Genomic DNA, 18,358 nt, shown 5'->3' with positions numbered 1-18,358 from the left:
TACCGCATGTCACAACTCCCTTGTGTAGAGCAGTGGTTCGGCCTCGGACCAGTCGACGACCGGGCCGTCCCTGCACAGCAGCAGCGGGCCGAGCTGGCAGTGGCCGCAGTGGCCCGTGGCGCAGCGCATATTGCGTTCGAGGGAGACCCGGACGCGGGTCGGGGAGATCCCGAGGTGCACGAGTTCGCGGGCGGTGGCCCTGATCATCGGTTCGGGACCGCAGACGAACGCGCTCGTGCGCCGGGGGTCGAAGCGGGCCCGGGGGATGAGCCTGGTGACGACGCCGATCTGGCCGGTCCAGTGCGCGTCCGGCCGGTCGACGGTGATCCCGGTGTACGCGGTCGGCCAGCGCCGGGTCTCGATCTTCGCCATGAGGTCGGCGGGGGTGCGGGCGCCGACCAGCACGTTGAGGCGGCCGTACGTGCCGGGGGCGGCGACCGCGTCGCGGATCAGCGGGCGCAGCGGGGCGAGCCCGATGCCGCCCGCGACGACCACCAGGTCCCGGCCCGCGGCCCGTTCCAGTTCCCAGCCGGTTCCGTAGGGGCCGCGCAGTCCGACCACCCGGCCCGGCTCGGACTCGTAGAGGCCCTCGGAGACCGCGCCGACGCTGCGCACGGTGTGGGCGAGGCCGCCGGTGGTGGGGATGGCACTGACGGAGAGGGGGATCTCGCCCCGGCCGAACGCCCAGACCATCGCGAAGCGGCCCGGTGTGAACGGCGGCAGCGGCTCCGCGACCGGCTCCACGCGCAGGGTCGCGGTGTCCGGGGTCTCCTCCCAGCGAGCGACGATCCGGTACGGCGCGGGGACGACGGTCATCGCCGTGTCCCGTCCCCGCTGCCGTAGGGCGCGTACAGGTCGAGCAGCCGGGTGCGGGCCGACTGGAGGCGGTGTGCGAGGACCCGGCCGACCCACTGGCCGACCTCGGTGCCGAACGCGGGGTCCTCGTGGCACATGATCCGCACGGTCGCCGCGTCGAACTCGTAGGTGCGTACGGGGCTCTGGGCCTCGGCACCGAGCTGCCAGACGTACGGGCTGAACAGCCAGGACCAGCCGACGAGTTCCCCGTGCCCGAGGGTTTCGATCACGGGGGCGCGGCGTCCGGGGACGTGCATGTCCAGGGCGACCGAGCCGGTGCGGACGATCCAGAAGCGGTCGGCGTGGCCGCCCTCCTCGAAGAGCCGGGTGCCCGAGGAGAACGCGGTCTCGCGGGCGAGGCGCATCAGCCGTCGGCGGTGCTCGGCGGGCAGTGCGCTCAGCGTGGTGACGACGGGAATCATCGTTCCGCTCCTTCCTTTCCTTGCTGCCCTTCGTGCCCTTCGTGCCCTTCGTGCTTTTCCGGCCCTGCCGGTTCGGCCTTCCGGTCCTCCGCCGTCCCGGGCGCGGCGGCGCTCTCCGCCCGGAGGGCCGCGACCTCCTCGGTGAGGTCGATGCCGACGGGGCACCAGACGATGCAGCGCCCGCAGCCCACACATCCGGTGCTGTCGAACTGGTCGTGCCAGGTGCCGAGTTTGTGGGTGAGCCACTGCCGGTAGCGGCTGCGTCCGGAGGAGCGGACGGGGCCGCCGTGCAGATGGGAGAAGTCGAGGTCGAAGCAGGAGTCCCAGCGCTGCCAGCGTTCGCTGTGGTCGCCGTTCAGGTCGGTGACCTCCTCGGTGGTGGTGCAGAAGCAGGTGGGGCAGACCATGGTGCAGTTGCCGCAGGTCAGGCAGCGGGCGGCGACGTCGTTCCAGCGGTCGGCCGTCAGGCTCTCCCCCATCAGCCGCCGCAGGTCCACCGGCGGCATGGCCCGGCCCATGGCCCCGGCCGCTTCGCTCACGGCGGTGGTCGCGGCGCTGCGGGTGGTGTCGTCGGCCTCGTGGTGCGCGACCCTGTCCAGGAGCGCGGCCCCGGCGGCGCTGCCCGCCCGGACGAGGAAGCGGTGGCCTGCCGCGTCGACGACCTCGGTCAGCGCGAGGTCGAACCCGCTGTCGGTGCCGGGGCCGCCGCCCATGGACACGCAGAAGCAGGTCGCGCCCGGGGTGGTGCACTCGGCGGCGATCAGCAGCGCCCCCTGGCGGCGTGCCCCGTAACCGGTGTCCCGGAAGTGACCGCCGGTCAGGACGCGGTCTTGGAGGGCGATGGCCCGCAGATCGCAGGGGCGCACCCCGAGGAAGGCGTACGACGGCGCTTCCTCGGCCGGTGCGTGCACGGTGAACCCGCCGTCCGGGGTGCGGTCGGCGCTCCACAGCCGCTCGCGCTGGGGGTGCAGGAAGTTCTTCCAGGACTGGGGCCCGGCGGAGTGCGCGAACGCCGCCCCGTCGTCCCGGCGGCGCAGCCGGTAGCGCCCCGCTTCCAGCTCCACGCCCCACCCGTACGGGAGTTGGGCGGCCGATTCCAGCGGTGCGAGGACGATCGCCCCGTCGCGGACGGTGGGGCCGACGACGGTACGGCCGTCCGCCAGCAGTGCGGCGACGAGGGCGTGCAGCCCGTCCTTGTCGATTACCGCGGTGGCCGGGGGCGTGGTCATCGCTGCCCTCCTCGGGCGGGTGGGGTGACATGGCCGTGGTCGTCCGGGTGCCGCGGCGCTGGGGGTCGGGGTCGTGGCCCGGCGTCCTGTTCACGTTCCAGGTTCGGTGGGCGGGGCGGGGTGCGGGCAGGGGCCGACCGGCCCCCGTCGGGGGCGCGTTGGTCCCCGCCGGGGGCGCTCCGTTCCTCGTCGGGGCTCCTTGTCGGGTCCTCGTCGGGTCCTTGCAGGGGGCTCCTCGTCGGGTCCTCGTCACGGCTCCTTGTCGGGGCGACGCTCTGCCACCGACGGAGCCGGACAAGCCCCCCTCTGTTCAGGCCCGCCCGCTCCACCGCGGTTCGGTCCTGGCCCAGTCCCGCTCCCACTCCGCCAGCCGCCGCCGGTGCGCCGAGGCGCGCACCGCGCACCAGAGCCCCGCGGCCGTCAGCCAGCCCCCGATCGCCGTCACCGAGCCGACGGCCACGGCCGCGGTGCCCAGTTCGACGCCGCTCGGCGGGCCGGTGACCGCCCGCTCGGCCGCGTCGAGCCAGACGTCCGTCCGGCTGCCGACGGGCGTGTCGGTCCTCGTCCGCACCACGGCGACGCGCTGCGCGCCGTCGGGTCCCCTCCACCGCACGGTGACCGGGTGCCGGGTCTGGCCCGACCCGTAGGCGGCGGTCGGGGCGGGGTCGCTGCGGACGACGGTGGCCCGTACGACGTGCAGGGCGGCGCGCTGCCGCGCGGCCTCCGTCGCGGCGGCGTCGTACGTGGCCGCCCCGCACAGCGCGCCGGCCAGTGGCACCCAGAGGAACACCACCGTCAGCAGCACCAGCCGGGCCCACGCCTCGACGGTGTCGCAGGGGCGGCGCAGCGGGTTGCGCCGCCACCGCCACCCCGTGCGCCGGTCCCCGGGCCGGGTCGGCGCGCTCATGGTCCGGAGTCCTCCCGGACCACCCCGTGCAGGCGGTGCAGCTCGGCTGCGATGTCCCGGGCCCAGGCCGTGATCGCGTCGAAGTCGCGGAAGTCGCCGCCCTTCCCGGAGTTCACGATCATCCGGGCCATCCGGCCCTTGGCCTCGCTGGTGAGCCGGCCCCCGAAGGTGACGTGGCCCCGCGCGTCGACCCGCTGGCGGATGCGGCGCGCGGCGCGTACCGGCGGAATGTCCCGTTCGCTCGCGCCGGAGTCGAGCGGGCCGCTGCTGAACAGCCACACCGGGCGGGCGGCGAGCGCTTTGCGCTGCCGGTTCGCGAACCGGCGGGCGTCCGTGAGCCAGCGTCCGGCGTACAGCGCGCTGCCGAGCACGACGGCGTCGTATCCCCGTACGTCACCGGCCTGGGCCGCCGCGCGCAGGTCGGCCGCGCAGCCCTCCTTGTCCAGGGTCCGGGCGACGGTGCGGGCGATCTCCTCCGTGGAACCGTTCTTCGTCGCGTAGGCGACGAGCACCTTGATCGTCATGGTGGGCCGTCCCTTCTCAGAGTTTGCGCAGCCAGTCGTCGGCCACGCCCCGCAGTGCCTGTTCGGTGGGCCGCAGGTGGGAGTCGTCCGTGCGGTAGGTGAGCTTGTCGACGACGGCGACCACCCCGTCGATCTCGCGGGTCATGTGCACGGCGATCGGGATCTCGCTGAGCCGCTCCAGCTGGCCCTCCAGGGTCACGACTCCGTCGGCGACGTGGACGTGCACGGACGGGCCGGGCAGCCAGAGGGTGCGCACCAGCACCTCCTCGATCACTTCGCCGCGGATCGCGGCGTCGGGCCGCAGGAAGACCTGGAGCAGGTCCCGGCGGGTGACGATGCCGACGAGGCGGTCCTCGTCGTCGACCACGGGGAGGCGCTCGACGGAGTGCCGGACCATGGTGCGGGCCCCTTCGGCGATGGTGACCTCGGCGTGCACGCACACGGGCGGTGCGGACATCAGTTCCCGTGCGGTACGGGCCACCGCCTTGTGCTCCGCGGCGCGCCCGGCGCGGGTGAGGCGGGGCAGATGGACGCGGCGCGTCGGCCGGTGCGGGGCGGCTGCCTCCGCCTCGTGGGCCAGCAGGTCGGTCTCCGAAACGACGCCGACGACGTGGTCGTCCGCGTCGACGACGGGCAGCCCGCTGACGCGGTGTTCGGCCAGCAGCCGGGCCACTTCCTTGAACGGGGTGCCGAGCCGGGCGGTGACGACGTCGGTGGTCATCACGGACCCGATCTTGCTGTGCTTCATGGCGTTCTCCTCCGGTGTCTCTCGCGGCGGGCCCGGTCTCCCGGCGTACCGGCTCCCGTCCTCACGGGCCGCCTCTCGTCGCACGGACCGGCTCCCTCCGGACGGGCCCGGTCCCGTCGCACGGCGTCGGCGGTGCCGTGCGACGGGCCGCGGGCGGCGCGGGCCGCCGCCCGGGTCGTGGGCCGTTCAGCGCAGCCTGCGCAGATACGGGTCGCGAACGGGGCGCGGCAGCAGCCGGATCCGGGCGTCCAGCGCGGTGACGCCGTCCGGACGCGCCAGTACCGGGTTGAGGTCGACCTCGGCGAGCTGCGGGAGGTCGCAGGCCATCGCGGACAGCCGGGCCAGCAGCTGTTCGAGCCCCGGCAGGTCCACGGGTCCCGCGCCCTCCGCGCCGAACAGCAGGGCGGCGCACCGCGGTTCGGTGATCAGGTCGTGCACGTCGGCGTCGGTGAGCGGGGCCAGCCGGGCGGCCCGGTCGGCCAGCACCTCGGTGGCACTGCCGCCGAGCCCGAAGAGGACCAGCGGGCCGAACACCTCGTCCTGGACGACACCGGCGAGGAGTTCGGTGCCGCGCGGGGCGAGCGGCTGGACCACCACGCCCGTCAGCAGCCCTTCGAAGCGGGTCTCCAGGTCCCGGTAGGCGGACCGCACCTGCTTGTCGCCCCGCAGGTCGAGGAGTACGGCGTGCTGGGTGCTCTTGTGCAGCAGGCCCGGCCAGTGCGCCTTGAGCACCACCCGGCCGTCGGCGCCGCGCAGCCGCTCCGCGGCCAGCACCGCCTCGTCCTCGGACTCCGCCCACGCCCAGGGGAGTTGCGCGATGCCGTAGCAGTCCAGCAGGCCCGCGCAGGCGGTCGGCTCCAGCCAGCCGCCCTCGGGGTGCGCGGCCAGCCACGCCTCGGCCGCCGCGTGGGCGCGCGGTGCGTCCACCTCGGTGAGGTCGGGCACCGTGCCGGGCGGCCGGGCCAGCCAGGCGGCGCGCCGGGCGGCGTGGGCGAGGGCGCGGGCGGCGGCCCGTGCGTCGGCGAAGGAGGGTACGGCTCCCCCGTCGGCGCACGGCAGCAGGGTGACCGGCAGGTCCTGGCCCAGCCGGACCGCGGCGACGGTGCGGGAGCGGCGGCCCGGGGCGCGGGTGAGGGCCCGGGACAGGTCGTCGCCAGTGGCGGCGGCGACCGCGGTGGGCACCAGGACGACCAGGACGGCGCCGGTGCCGGGGCACTCCACGAGGCGGTCGACGCAGGCGCGCAGCTGCCGCTCGGTGACCGAGGCGGTGGTGTCCACCGGGTTGACGGCGGTGGCGTCCGGGGGCAGCCCGGCGAGCAGCCGCTCCGCGGTGGCCGGGGTGAACGGGTTCACCCGCAGGCCCTCCTCGGCGCAGGCGTCGGCGGCCAGGACCCCCGCCCCGCCGGCGTTGGTGACGATCGCGACGTGGTCCCCGGCGGGCAGCGGCTGGGAGTGCAGGAGGGCGGTGGCCTCCAGGAGTTCCCCCACCGAGCGGGTGGCGGTGATGCCCGCCTGGGTGAACAGCGCCTGCCGGGTGACGGTCCGGGTGGCCGCCGCAGCGGTGTGCGAGGCGGCGGCCCGGCGGCCGGTCTCGGTGCGGCCCGCGTCGACGGTGAGTACGGGGACGCGCCGGGTGACCCGGCGCGCGGTGCGGGAGAAGGCCCGCGGGTTGCCGAACGACTCCAGGTGCAGCAGGGCGAGGTCGGTGCGGCCGTCGGACTCCCACCACTGGAGCATGTCGTTGCCGCTGACGTCGTACTTGTCGCCCAGCGAGACGAAGCTGGAGGTTCCCGGGCCGAGCCGGGCGAGGCCGCTCAGCAGGGCGATCCCGACGCCGCCGGACTGCACGGCGACGCCCACGGTGCCGTGCCCGGGGTGCCGGGCGGCGAAGGTGGCGTCCATGGAAACGCCCCGGTCGGTGTTGGCGACGCCCAGGCAGTTCGGGCCCACCAGCCGCATCCCGTAGGTGCGGCAGACGGCGAGCAGGTCCGTGGCCCGGTCCGTGGCGACCCCGGCGGTGACCACCACCAGTGCCCGCACCCCGGTCTTGCCGCACTCCTCGGCGACGTGCACCACCTGGGCCGCCGGAACCGCCAGGACGGCCAGGTCGGGGACGCGCGGCAGCGAACTGACGGAGGGGAAGGCGGGCACCCCGAGCAGGGAGGAGACGTACGGGTTGACGGCGAAGAGCCACCGGGGGAAGCCGCCGGTGCGCAGGTTGCGCAGGATCGCCCGGCCCACCGAACCGGGTTTGCGGCCGGCGCCGACCACGGCGATCGTGTGCGGGCGCAGCAGCGGTTCCAGACTGGCGACATCGGCTCCGCGCCCGCGGGCCTCCACCGCGGACAGATAGGTGTCGTCCTCGTCGAGGCGGATGGTGCAGTGCAGTTCGGGTCCGTCGAGACGGCGGGCGACGGCGAGCCCGAGGTCGGCGAAGACTTCGCGCACTTCGCGGTTCTCGGCGAGCGTGACGGCGTGGAAGACGGTGATCCGGTCGGCCCGCGCGGCGGAGACGAGGTGCTCCAGCAGGAGGGTGCCGATGCCCCGGTGGTGCTCGCCCTCGGCGACCGCGAGGGAGATCTCGGCGGCGCCGGGTTCGCCGGTGTACTCGTACTCCGCGAGCCCCACGGCCCTGCCCCGGACCTCGGCCAGCAGCGCCAGGTGTCCGGCGCGGGCCGGTGTCGCGGCCCGCTCCGCGGCCTGCTCGGCGGACCTGCGGCTCGCGGCGAAGAACCTGAGCCGCAGGTGTTCGGGGCTCATCTCCTCGTACAGCAGGCGCAGTTGGGGCAGGTCCTCGGGGCGGACCGGCCGGATGCACAGGGTCGTACCGTCCGAGAGCAGGGCATGGGCCGGGGTGCTGAGCCGCTGCGACGTCATCGGGGGCCTCCGGTGGACGGGTCGGTGCTGGGAGCGTCCGGCGGGCGCGGGTGCGGTGACAGGGGCTGTACGGGGGCCTGCCGGTGGGCCGAACGGCCCTCGTCCGCCGGGCCGGGCAGGGGTTCGCCCAGTTCGGCCTCGACCGCTCCGGCCATCGCGCGCAGCACCGCCAGCGTGCGGGCGGCCTCGGTCTCGTCGATCTCCGTGATGGCGAACCCGACGTGCACCACGACGTACGTGCCGACCCGGGCGTCCGGGGTGTACGCCAGGCACACCGGCCTGCGTATGCCGCCGAAGTCGACGGTGGCCATGCGCAGTCCGCTCTCGTCGTGGATCTCCCGCACCCGGCCGGGGATGCCCAGGCACATGCCGCTCACTCCTTCGCGAGGCGGGCGGCGGCCACCGCCGCCTGCCCGTAGCTGATGCCGCCGTCCCCGACCGGGACGCTCCGTGCGACCAGCACCCGCAGTCCCTGGGCACGCAGCAGGCGGCGGGTCTCGGCGAGCAGCCGGCGGTTGGCGAAGCAGCCGCCCGCCAGGCACACGGTGCGCGGTGCGCCCGCCGCGACGACGCGGGCGACCATGTCGGCGGTGGCCCCGGCGACGGCCAGGTGGAAGGCGGCGGCGAGCCGGGGCACGGCTTCTCCGGCGTGCTGCCGCTCCAGGAGGTCGGTGAGGGTCGGGGCGGGGTCGTACACCCACAGCCCGCGTTCGCGCACCAGCCGGTGGGCGAGCGGTTCGGCCCGTGCGCCGTCGGAGGCGTTCTCCAGGGCTGCGGCGGCCTCGCCCTCGTAGCCGACGGTGTCGGCGAGGCCGAGCAGGCTCGCCACCGCGTCGAAGAGCCGTCCCGCGCTGGACGCCCGCGGGGAGTTGAGGCCCCGCTCGGCGAGGGTGCGCACGACGGCGACCTCGCGGGGGTCGAACCGGGCGGTGAAGGAGCGCACCAGCCAGGAGTACGGGCGCGGCGCTCCCAGTACCTCCGGCGCGAAGAGGTAGCCGAGGGCCATCCGCCAGGGGTGGCGTACCGCGGCCTCGCCGCCGGGCAGCGGTGCGGTGGCGAACCGGCCCGCCCGTCGGCAGCCGGTCAGGTCGCCGACCAGGATCTCGCCGCCCCACAGGGTGCCGTCGTCGCCGAGCCCGAGACCGTCGTAGGCGACGCCGGTGAACGGGCCGCGCAGCCCGTGCTCGGCTGCGCACGCGGCCAGATGGGCGTGGTGGTGCTGGACGGGCACCCGGGGCAGCCGTTGGGCGTGCGCCCACTGGGTGGAGAGGTAGCCGGGGTGCAGGTCGTGGGCGACGGCGGCGGGCACGAATCCGGTCAGCCGGCTGAGGTGCGCGTAGCTCCGGGCGAACGCGTCCAGGGTCGCCGCGTCCGCGAGATCGCCTCCCTGGGGGGAGAGTTGGGCGCAGTTTCCGGTGGCGAGGGCGAAGGTGTGCTTGAGCTGGGCACCGGCGGCCACCACCGCCGTACGGGCGGCAACCGGCAGCGGTACGGCGACGGGGGCCAGGCCGCGTGCCCTGCGCAGGGTGGACGGGCGGCGGCCGGAGAGCTGGACCACCGAGTCGTCGTACCGTGCGCGGATGGGCCGGTCGTGGACGAGGAAGCCGTCGGCGACGGACCCCAGCACACGGCGGGCCTCCTCGTCGTCGACGACGATCGGGCCGCCCGCGAGGTTGCCGCTGGTGACGACCAGAGGCCCGGCCAGTGCGCGCAGGAGCAGGTGGTGCAGACCGGTGGTCGGCAGGAACAGCCCGATGCGGCGGGTACCGGGGTGGACCCCGGCCGCGACTGCCGTGCGGCGGGCGGGCAGCAGCACGACGGGGCGCACCGGCGACTCCAGGGCGGCCCGCCCGGTGGCCGGGACCCGGGCCAGTTCCCGGGCCGCGGCGATGTCGGCGACCATGACCGCGAAGGGCTTGACGGGCCGCTGCTTGCGCTCCCGGAGAGCGGCGACGGCGACGGCGTCGGTGGCATCACAGACGAGCTGATACCCCCCGAGCCCCTTCACGGCCACGATCCCCCCACCCCGAACCGCCTCAACGGCAGCCCGAAGGGCAGACTCACCGCGCAACACGGTTCGGCTGGAGAGGCGTTGAGCGTCGCGCGGCCCCGAGGACAGGTGTGCTGGGCGGGGGGTGCGCTCGGGGCCTGGGGGGTGCGCGGGGCCGGTGGCGCGTTCGGGGTCGGGGCTGGGGACGTGCTTGGGGGTTGGGGCGAGCCCGGGACTGGGGGCGTGCTCGGGGACGGCGGCACGCTCGGGGCCGGGGACGTGCCCCTGGCCAGCGGCTCGCCCAGGATCGGCGGCGCGCTCGGGGACGGGGACGCACCCGGGGCCGGGGGCGTGCCCAGTTGAGGCATCCCGCGACGACAGCAGATCCCCTTCGGCCAGAATGCCCCGCTCGGACCGGACGTCACGCAACGGCTCGGGGTCCCGCTCGGGGTACGTCCCCCGGTCCGGTCCGAGGGCCCGCTGCGGGTGCGGCGCGTGCCAGGCCAACTGCGGGCCGCAGTCCGGGCAGGCGAGTGACTCGGCGTGGAAGCGTCGGTCCGCTGGGTCCGCGTACTCGGCGGCGCAGCGCGGGCACAGCGGGAAGCGGCGCATGGTCGTACGCACGCGGTCGTACGGCATGTCCTCGACCACGGTGGCGCGCGGCCCGCAGTCGGTGCAGCTGATGAACGGGTAGCGGTGGCGGCGGTCCCGGGGGTCCAGGAGTTCGCGCAGGCACGCTTCGCAGGTCGCGACGTCGGGCGGGATCTCCCGGGGCCCCGCCGACCCCGGGTGCCCCACGCTGCTGCCCCGGACGGTGAACCCCGTTCCCGGCCTGGCGAGTTGACCACGCTCCACGGTCTCCGCCGCCGTCCGCCGCACCCGCCGTACGCGGGCCAGTGCCGGTGCGTCCGTGCGCAGGGACACCAGGAAGTCCTCGACGGCCGAGGTGTCGCCGGCGACCACTCCCTCCACGTGTCCGCCGGTGTTGGCGGCCCAGCCGTCGAGCCCGAGACCGGTGGCGAGCCGGTGCACGAAGGGCCGGTAGCCCACGCCCTGCACGGTGCCGAACACCTCGAAGCGGACGACCGTGGGCAGCGCCCCCGTCATGGCCGACCGCCTGCACCGCGCCCCGGCGGGACTGGGCGCGGTGGGACGGCGCGCGGCGGGACCGGGCGCTGCGGGGCTGGGCGCTGCGGGTGTTCGCGGGCCTCGACCTCGTGCTCGATCCTCCGGGCGACGGTCACGGCCGCCGAGGCGACGGCTGGCGACAGGCCGGGGCCGTGGCCGGTGTCCCCGCCCTCCACCGCGTACACCACCAGCCGGGACGGCAACCGGCCCAGGATGCGGGCGAGTTCCACCGCCTCACCGAGCCCGAGGCCGTGCGAACTGGTACCGGAGGGGCGGTCGGGAGTCACCGCGTCGAGTTCCAGCCGGTGCACCCGTCCGGGAACGGCGGGGTGGGCGTGCGCGGCGTCCACCACGAACGCGAGGTCCGCCCCCTCCCACAACCCGATGAGCCGGGCCGGTTCACCGTCGCAGACGGCGAAGTCCGGTTCCGCTGGGGTGGTGCGGCCCGCGAAGGCCGCGTCCTCGTCGGCGACGCCGCCCGCGAAGTCCGGGCCCGCTCCGCGCTTCGCGTAGCGGGTCCGGAGCCGGGCGATTACCGCCGGGCCCACTCCGTCGTCCCTGCGGAACTCGTTCCCGACGCCGATCACGGCGATGCGCGGCCGTGCGCTCATCGAGGCCCTCCCCCTCTGCGGTGTCCCCACACCCTGCGGGCCGCGCCGAGGGCGGGGCAGGGGCCGAACGACCCCTGGTGGGGCCGGTTGTCCCCTCCCCGTGCGGGAATCGCGCGTGGAACCGTCCGCAGCAGCGCCTCCGCCGAGGAGCGCGCCGGAAGGTGGTGTCACGGTGAACCGACAGCTGCTCGTGGGCGTGGACGGCTCGGAGCCGAGCCTGGCCGCCCTGGACTGGGCCGTCGACGAGGCGGCGGTGCGCGGCGCCCCGCTGTGTGTCGTGCACGCCTGCCGCTGGGAGCGCTACGCGTCCCTGGAGCCGTCGTTCGACGTCAGCCGCTCCGCCCTCCAGGTGTACGCGGACAACGTCGCCGCCACCGCCGTGGAACGCGCGGTGCGCAGGCGGCCCGGGGTACGGGTGACGAGCACGGTGCCGACCGACGACCCGGTACAGGCCCTCGTCCGGCTCGGCGAGGAGGCGGACGTGGTCGTGACCGGCAGCCGGGGTCACGGCGAGCTGGCGGAACTGCTGCTCGGGTCGGTGAGCCTGGCGGTGGCCGCACGGGCCGTGACCCCGGTGGTCGTCGTACGCGGCGGTGCCGGGCCGGAGAGGGAGATGCCGTCCGCGCGCACGGTCGCGGTCGGCATGGACACGCCGGAGGACGCGGCGCCGGTCCTGGAGTTCGCCTTCCGCGAGGCGCTGCTGCACCGGGCCGCGGTACTCCTCGTCCACGCGTGGCGCTGTCCCGCCCACGAGGTGCCCGAGTACCCGAGGACCGCGCCGGACGGCCACCGGCAGCGGGCGGACGAGGACGTCACGGCTGCGCTGAAGGCGGCGGTGACGGCCCGTCCGGAGTTCGCCGACGTCACGGTCCGGCGCGAAGTCGTCGAAGGGCCCGCACGGTCGGTGCTGCTGGGCGCGGCCCGTACGGCCGATCTGCTGGTGATCGGCGCCCGGCGGCGCAAGGGGCACCTCGGTATGCAGCTCGGGCCCGTCAACCACGGCGTGCTGCACCACGCCGCCTGCCCGGTGGCCGTCGTTCCGCACGACTGAGTACGGGGCCGACGGCCGGCGCCCCGCACCGGCCCGGTCCCGGACGCACCCGCTTCCGCTTCCGCCAGCCCGCCCGCCCGCCACCCCGGAGGTGAGTTCCATGCCCGACGGACAGCCCGTTCCCCAAGCTCAGCCCAACCCCGCCGGACAACCCGACCCCGCCGCACAACCCGACCCGGCCACACAACCCGACCCCGCCGCGCGGAAACCTCCCGTCGCACAGGTCGCCCCGAACGCACGTGCCGCCCCGGACGAACAGAGCATTCCGGATGTCCGGACCGTCACGGCCGGCATCGACGGTTCGCCGGAGAGCCTGGACGCCGCCGACTGGGCGGCCCGTGAGGCGCTGCTGCGCCGGCTGTCCCTGCACCTGGTGCACGTCGAGCCCCCGCCCAGGCCGAACGGCAGCGCCGTACTGCGCAACAGCGCACTCGTCGATCACGCCGCCCTGCATCTGTCGTACGCCCATCCCGCGCTCGGCATCATCGAGGAGCAGCTCACCGGGGACCCGGTGGAAACGCTCGCCGGGACGGCGGAGTCGTCGGAGCTCCTCGTCGTCGGCTCGCGCGGGAACAGCGCCCTGACCGGGCTCATGGTCGGGTCGGTGGCCCTGGCCGTCGCCGCCGTCGCCGCCTGCCCGGTCGCTCTCGTACGGGCCGGGGAGCAGCCCGAGGACGAACGGGAGGGTGCGGCCGACGCGCCGTTCCGGCCCGTCCTCCTCGGCCTCGACATCGGCCGGCCCTGCGACGAGTTGCTGGAGTACGCGTTCGGGGCGGCGGCGGCCCGCCGCACGGCGCTGCACGTGGTGCACACCTGGACCCTGTCCGCGCCGCCCCGGCTGCCCGCCCGGGGCGTGCCGGACCAGGGCGAGGAGAAGCTGCGCAGGCTCGCGGCCGTACTCACGCCCTGGCAGCACAAGTTCCCCGGTACGGAGGTCGTGCCGAGGGTGGTGCACGGCCGGGCCGGGCACCACCTGCTGAAGGCCTCGGCGGGCGCGGGGCTGCTGGTGATCGGCCGCTCCGCCGAGGCCGGACCGCGTCTCGGGGCCACCGCGCACTCGGTGATCCACCATGTGCCGCGCCCGGTGGTGGTCGTACCGCACGCGTGAGACGGCCGCCGCAAGTCCCGGGGCCACGGGACGTACAAAGGGAATCCGTGCACGACGGCCACCCGTGCACGACGGCCGAGGGCGACTGTGAGGGAGTCACGATGCCGGCCGACAAGCACGGCGAGCACGACACCGGCAGAAGGAAGAGGGAGACGTCCGAGGTGCCGCGGGGTGTCTACGAGGCCGAGCTCTACCGCCTCCAGACGCAGCTCGTGGTCCTCCAGGAGTGGACGCGCGGCACGGGCGCCCGGCTGGTGGTCGTGTTCGAGGGCCGCGACGCGGCGGGCAAGGGCGGCACCGTGAAACGGGTCGCCGAGCACCTCAATCCGCGCGCCGCACGCGTCGTCGCCCTGCCCGCGCCCACGGAACGCGAGCGCGGGCAGTGGTACTTCCAGCGCTACATCGCGCATCTGCCCGCGCGCGGGGAGATCGTCCTGTTCGACCGCAGCTGGTACAACCGGGCCGGGGTGGAGCACGTGATGGGCTTCTGCACCCCGCAGGAGCACCAGTTGTTCCTGCGTCAGTGCCCGGCCTTCGAACGCATGCTGGTCGAGGACGGCATCCTGCTGCGCAAGTACTGGTTCTCGGTGAGCGATCCCGTGCAGGAGGAACGCTTCCGCCGACGGCTGGCGGACCCGACCCGGCGGTGGAAGCTCTCCTCCATGGACATGGAGTCGATCAGCAGGTGGGAGGCGTATTCGCGGGCGAAGGACGAGATGTTCGTGCACACGGACATCGTTGAGGCGCCCTGGTACGTCGTCGCGAGCGACGACAAGCGCGCGGCCCGCCTCAACATGATCGCCCACCTGCTGTCCACGGTCCCCTACGACGCCGTGTCGGCCCCCGCGCTGCGGCTGCCGAGGCGCCCGCCCGGCACCGGGTACCAGAGGCCGCCGCGGGATCTGCAGCACCACGTCCCCGACCACGCGCGCTCACTGCGGAGTTGAGCCCCGCGGACCCCGCACGGACCTCGGGGGCCACCCGCGGCGCCGCGCCGCGCGACACGCACACCGGGCACCAGGAACCGGACCATTCGGGCATGAGATGCGTAACCTCGCACAATCGCCAGCAGCGGAATCGGAGGTACGGATCCATGACCAAGCGACCGATCCTGGGAATCGTGGCCGCGGCGGGACTCGCGGCGGGAGCCCTGGCGCCCGGCGCGAACGCCGCTCAGCTGCCCCCGCCGGCACAGGACGCCCAGCACGCCGCCGCTGTCGCCCCGACCATCTCACCGGCGGCACCGTACAAGCACACCACCAGCAGCACGGGCGCGTACTGCCGGACCGGCAACCTGTGCCTCCATGTGTGGGACCCGACGAAGAAGCTCTGGAAGACCTTCTTCCTCTACAAGTGCCGGACCTATTCCCTGGCGCACTGGAAGAAGAAGGGCACCTACCACAACCACCAGACCGGTGGCCGTGCGACCGCGGAGTTCTACGACCACCACGGCCAGACACTGAAGTCGGTGCCGGTCAGCACCGGCGGCCACTTCAACTGGACCCCCGTGTGGAAGGTCCGCAACTGCACCTGACCGCAACCGCCGCCGCTTCGGGACTCCTTACCCCCTGGGGTTCCGCGGCGCGTGCGCACCCCGCCGGGTCCAGCGCTTGTTGGGCACCTGACCGATCAGCTCCCAGAAGCACACCAGTGCGGTGACCGGCGGAATCCCGAACATCACGAAGGCCATCAGCGAGTGCGAGGAGTGGCCGACGCACAGGGCCACCGCCACCGCCGACGCCGTGAGGAGCACCGCCCAGGAGCGGAGCGCGCGCCGGTGCTGCATGGTGGCCCGCGCGATGGAGAGTGCCGCGAGGAACCACGGTCCGTACACCGCCAGCGGCCACCACAGCGCCACCGCGTCGGGCAGCATGCCCTCGGCGACGGCGCGGAGCTGCCCGTAGGTGTAGGCGATCGACCACAGCAGCAGGCACGCCGCGCAGACGCAGATCGCGACGATGAGGATCTTGGCCTGGGCGACGCCACGGCCGGCCAGGAAGCCGGGCCGCCGTCGCGGCCGGCGGCGGTCGACCCTCACGTGCGGCCCGTCCGGGGTGTCGGAAGGGGACTGCTGACGCGGCGCCGGGGACTGTTCGTACGGCGACGTGGTCCGCGGGTGCGGCGACGTGGGCTGCGGAGCCGGAGCAACGGGCCGCCGGCTTCCCGGGGACGGCCGGCCCGGTGCCGCTGTCGTCATCGCGGCCAGTTCCTCGTCCGGGTCCCAGCCGTCCAGCACCACGGTGCGCGGCGCGCTCTCCCAGGTCTGCTGCGCCGGAATGGGCACGCTGTCGTACGGGCCCAGCGGCTCCTCCCCCGCCCGCGGCACATAGGGCTGCGTGGAGAAGTAGCCGTCGTGGTCGAACCTGTCCATAGGAAGTCTCTCCGTGCGCTCCGTCAGAAAATTTCGTGGAGAGCACGAGACCCGTACGGCGATGGACCTGCGGCGATGCCGCCGGATCCCCCGTAAACCCCCGCCGGAAATCCCACCCCGAAGCCGCCGGTCGTGTTCGGAGACCCGCCGTGCGGACCCGCGAGGGCACGGGGCCGACGACGCGACCCGTCCGCAGTCGACACACGGTCGCCGACTGCGGACGGGAGGATCGTTTCTTCAAGTTGTTCTTGCTCTGTCACACCCACCTAACGAGCACCGCGCGAGAAGTGATGTACTGCATTCGGGGGATGCGGCGGCCCGAAAGGGTTACCCGCGACGCCGATAAGAACGATTGCCCGACAAGCACGGGATCCCACGGCCGACGGGGCGCCCCGGAGGCCGGCCGGAGCCGTCACCCGAGTCGGCAGCCACCCGGCTACCGGTCGCGGATCACCACGGTCCCGGCAGCCAGGTCGCCGAGCCGCTGGCGCCGGGGCGTCACCAGCATCGCGACCAGCCCGACCAGTCCGGCGCACATGCCGTCGACCACCAGCAGGACGGCACGCAGGAAGCTGCCCCCGTACGTGAGCGGCCGGCCGTCCAGCCGCACCACGCGCAGCCCGAACAGCGACATCCCCCAGGTCCGGCCGGTCCGGGCGGGCCGGACCACCCAGTACCAGACGTAGACCAGCAGGGAGAGCAGCCCCCAGACGGCGAAGAGCACCAGCGCCCAGGCCGGACGGAGGGTGGCGCCGTCCTCGTCGGTGGGCAGCAGCAGGAACAGCGCCAGTGGCGGCAGCAGGAGCAGCGCGCTCAGGACCCCGTCCACGTACCACTGGAGTCCTCGCCGCACCACGACGCGGGTGCGCTCGTCGTCGGTGTGCGGTTCGCGGGTGAACGCGGTCGTGCTCATGGCACCTCTTCGTCCTCGTCGGGGAGCGGTCCTGCCACAGCCACCCTAGGGGCAATTTGCACCTTTAACACGAAATGGCACCTGCGGGGTCGGTGCCGGCAAACCCGCGCGAAGGCATCCATCACCCGGCCCTGGCCAGCCGGAATGCCTTCGGAATATGCGGATGACAGGGCCCGGGGAACGCACGGTCGAATACGGGTCCCGCACCGCGCAACACAGTTGATCACTGCGGCACTTGGCCACAACGGCATGCCGTCCATGGGTGACAGGTGTGCGAACGGCGGGAGCGCGCAGCGGACATACACCCGCCGTCGCGAGTCGGCACCCGCTCCCGCCCGCTCCTCGGCCACTCGACGGAATCGGCCCGCGAATAACTTGCCTGGCATTACGGCGCAGTTGCCCCGGGGGTAGTAGTTGCCGAGATCGGGCGCCCTGCCCGATATGCGGGTGTTTGCCGCTAGTTCAGGGCGGAGCGCACATGGCTCCGCCCGGCAACTTCCCGCAGTACCAGGAAGGAAGACGATGGCCTCAGTCAAGATGGGCATGGCGGGTCGCACCGCCGTAGGCGCCGCGATTGCCGCGACCTTGGTCGCGGTGTCGACGGGCACGGCCAACGCCGCCTCGGCCGCTCCCGTTTGGGGTGCGAGCTCGGCGTACGGACTGACAGCCACGCTCGGCCCGGTCAGCATCGGGAAGGCGGCCCTCTCCGCCTATCCGTCCGGCCCGGCCCAAAGCTCGGTCGCCGAACTGACCGTCGGCAACATCGGCAAGGTGACCGGGGTCGCCAGTTCCTCGTCGGGCAACGCCGCCAAGGGGACGACCACTTCGACGGCGAGGATCGCGAGCGCCGCCCTCGACCTCACCGCCGCCCAGCTCGCCACCCAGGTGGTGACCGCGAAGTGCGACGCACGGCCGGGCGCCGCACCCACCGGGACCGTCTCGCTCGTGGGCGCGAGCGTGAAGACTCCCGGCCCGCTGCCCGACCTCGCGCTGCCCGCCGCCCCCGCGCCGAACACCAAAGTGACCCTGCCCGCCGGGCTGGGCCAGGCCGTGCTGAACGAGCAGATCAGGAACCGGGACGGCTCCCTGACGGTCAACGCGCTGCGCCTGACCCTGGCACCGGTGGCGGTCAAGGGTTCGCTGACCGTCGCCTCGGCCACCTGCAAGGCCGGTACCGCGCAGGCTCCCGCCCCCGCGCCCGCCGCCGGCTCGATCACCGGCACCGCGGTCGACGACACGGGCATGCGGGTCGAGGGCGTCGTCCACCAGCTGAAGAGCGCGAAACCGGACGCCCCCACCTGCACCACCAACCGGCTCGGCCGGTGCACCCTGGCGAAGCTGTCGCCCGGTGTGTACCGCCTGTGCGTGATCGGAGTACGGGACGGCCACAGCATGCCGGCCCGGCCGTGCACGGGGCCGGTGAGGATCAACGGCAACCACGTGAACATCACGTTCCGGATCCCGCCGGAGCACGGCAAGGGTCACTGACCCGAAGGCGCCCACCGGCCCGGGGCCCGTCGGACCGTCTGCGCGAGTTGAGGCGTGCGGACGGGGCGGCGGCCCCGGGCCGGTGGGGTGCTGTGCGCACGCCGCCACGGCCGGGCCGCGCGGAGTGACACGCGTC

General features: G+C 74.4%; 17 protein-coding genes. 5 read left to right on the top strand and 12 right to left on the bottom strand.

Annotated elements, in window-relative coordinates; translation table 11 throughout:
- Positions 1-9 precede the first annotated feature (9 nt).
- From ACFYVL_RS34115 to ACFYVL_RS34070, 10 genes are all read right to left on the bottom strand, one after another.
- A complete protein-coding gene (locus tag ACFYVL_RS34115; RefSeq protein ID WP_389251893.1) occupies positions 10-816 on the bottom strand; it encodes an FAD/NAD(P)-binding protein in 807 nt (268 codons plus the stop codon).
- Positions 813-1,277: a Crp/Fnr family transcriptional regulator gene (locus ACFYVL_RS34110; RefSeq protein WP_389251891.1), complete on the bottom strand. Its 465-nt coding sequence runs from the start codon at positions 1,275-1,277 to the stop codon at positions 813-815. Before ACFYVL_RS34110 ends, ACFYVL_RS34115 begins: the two co-directional genes overlap by 4 nt.
- Positions 1,274-2,506 (bottom strand): 4Fe-4S dicluster domain-containing protein, encoded by a 1,233-nt coding sequence (locus tag ACFYVL_RS34105; protein ID WP_389251889.1) that lies wholly within the window; start codon positions 2,504-2,506, stop codon positions 1,274-1,276. Before ACFYVL_RS34105 ends, ACFYVL_RS34110 begins: the two co-directional genes overlap by 4 nt.
- 310 nt (positions 2,507-2,816) lie before the next feature.
- Positions 2,817-3,413 (bottom strand): hypothetical protein, encoded by a 597-nt coding sequence (locus tag ACFYVL_RS34100; RefSeq protein WP_389251886.1) that lies wholly within the window; start codon positions 3,411-3,413, stop codon positions 2,817-2,819.
- The gene (locus ACFYVL_RS34095) at positions 3,410-3,937 is read right to left on the bottom strand and encodes a flavodoxin domain-containing protein (protein ID WP_389251884.1); all 528 of its coding nucleotides are present in this window, start codon (positions 3,935-3,937) and stop codon (positions 3,410-3,412) included. The genes ACFYVL_RS34100 and ACFYVL_RS34095 overlap by 4 nt, the downstream gene beginning before the upstream one ends.
- A gap of 16 nt (positions 3,938-3,953) precedes the next feature.
- Complete coding sequence (locus ACFYVL_RS34090) at positions 3,954-4,685, bottom strand: CBS domain-containing protein (protein WP_389251882.1); 732 nt, start codon at positions 4,683-4,685, stop codon at positions 3,954-3,956.
- A gap of 186 nt (positions 4,686-4,871) precedes the next feature.
- Positions 4,872-7,562, bottom strand: coding sequence for a GNAT family N-acetyltransferase (locus ACFYVL_RS34085; RefSeq protein WP_389251880.1), 2,691 nt, complete (start codon positions 7,560-7,562; stop codon positions 4,872-4,874).
- Positions 7,559-7,930: a HypC/HybG/HupF family hydrogenase formation chaperone gene (locus ACFYVL_RS34080; protein ID WP_389251878.1), complete on the bottom strand. Its 372-nt coding sequence runs from the start codon at positions 7,928-7,930 to the stop codon at positions 7,559-7,561. Before ACFYVL_RS34080 ends, ACFYVL_RS34085 begins: the two co-directional genes overlap by 4 nt.
- A gap of 5 nt (positions 7,931-7,935) precedes the next feature.
- Positions 7,936-10,659 (bottom strand): carbamoyltransferase HypF, encoded by a 2,724-nt coding sequence (gene hypF, locus ACFYVL_RS34075; RefSeq protein WP_389251875.1) that lies wholly within the window; start codon positions 10,657-10,659, stop codon positions 7,936-7,938.
- Complete coding sequence (locus ACFYVL_RS34070; RefSeq protein WP_389251873.1) at positions 10,656-11,291, bottom strand: hydrogenase maturation protease; 636 nt, start codon at positions 11,289-11,291, stop codon at positions 10,656-10,658. Before ACFYVL_RS34070 ends, hypF begins: the two co-directional genes overlap by 4 nt.
- Positions 11,292-11,463: 172 nt before the next feature.
- Here ACFYVL_RS34070 and ACFYVL_RS34065 point away from each other — a divergent pair, with 172 nt between their 5' ends.
- The 4 genes from ACFYVL_RS34065 (at position 11,464) to ACFYVL_RS34050 (ending at position 14,984) form a co-directional block, all read left to right on the top strand.
- Complete coding sequence (locus ACFYVL_RS34065; protein WP_389251871.1) at positions 11,464-12,342, top strand: universal stress protein; 879 nt, start codon at positions 11,464-11,466, stop codon at positions 12,340-12,342.
- 100 nt (positions 12,343-12,442) lie between these two features.
- Entirely contained in the window at positions 12,443-13,450 is a 1,008-nt protein-coding gene (locus tag ACFYVL_RS34060; RefSeq protein WP_389251869.1) for a universal stress protein, read from the top strand.
- Positions 13,451-13,551: 101 nt separating this feature from the next.
- On the top strand, positions 13,552-14,397 hold the full coding sequence (gene ppk2 / locus ACFYVL_RS34055) for a polyphosphate kinase 2 (protein ID WP_389251867.1): 846 nt from the start codon (positions 13,552-13,554) through the stop codon (positions 14,395-14,397).
- Between the two features lie 146 nt (positions 14,398-14,543).
- A complete protein-coding gene (locus tag ACFYVL_RS34050) occupies positions 14,544-14,984 on the top strand; it encodes a hypothetical protein (protein WP_389251865.1) in 441 nt (146 codons plus the stop codon).
- A 27-nt stretch (positions 14,985-15,011) separates the two neighbouring features.
- Here ACFYVL_RS34050 and ACFYVL_RS34045 read toward each other — a convergent pair whose 3' ends face one another.
- Together ACFYVL_RS34045 and ACFYVL_RS34040 are read right to left on the bottom strand one after the other, a co-directional pair.
- Positions 15,012-15,821: a DUF2637 domain-containing protein gene (locus tag ACFYVL_RS34045; protein ID WP_389251863.1), complete on the bottom strand. Its 810-nt coding sequence runs from the start codon at positions 15,819-15,821 to the stop codon at positions 15,012-15,014.
- Between the two features lie 436 nt (positions 15,822-16,257).
- Positions 16,258-16,734 (bottom strand): RDD family protein, encoded by a 477-nt coding sequence (locus tag ACFYVL_RS34040; protein WP_389251861.1) that lies wholly within the window; start codon positions 16,732-16,734, stop codon positions 16,258-16,260.
- A gap of 522 nt (positions 16,735-17,256) precedes the next feature.
- On the opposite strand from ACFYVL_RS34040, the gene ACFYVL_RS34035 reads away from it, so the two are divergent.
- Positions 17,257-18,222, top strand: coding sequence for a choice-of-anchor P family protein (locus ACFYVL_RS34035; RefSeq protein WP_389251860.1), 966 nt, complete (start codon positions 17,257-17,259; stop codon positions 18,220-18,222).
- The last annotated feature ends 136 nt before the right edge of the window (positions 18,223-18,358 follow it).

The sequence above is a fragment of the Streptomyces sp. NPDC004111 genome, assembly GCF_042874215.1.
Classification (GTDB): domain Bacteria; phylum Actinomycetota; class Actinomycetes; order Streptomycetales; family Streptomycetaceae; genus Streptomyces.
The sequence above is the reverse complement of the archived record's forward strand: the minus strand, read 5'-3'. Positions and strand labels throughout refer to the sequence as shown.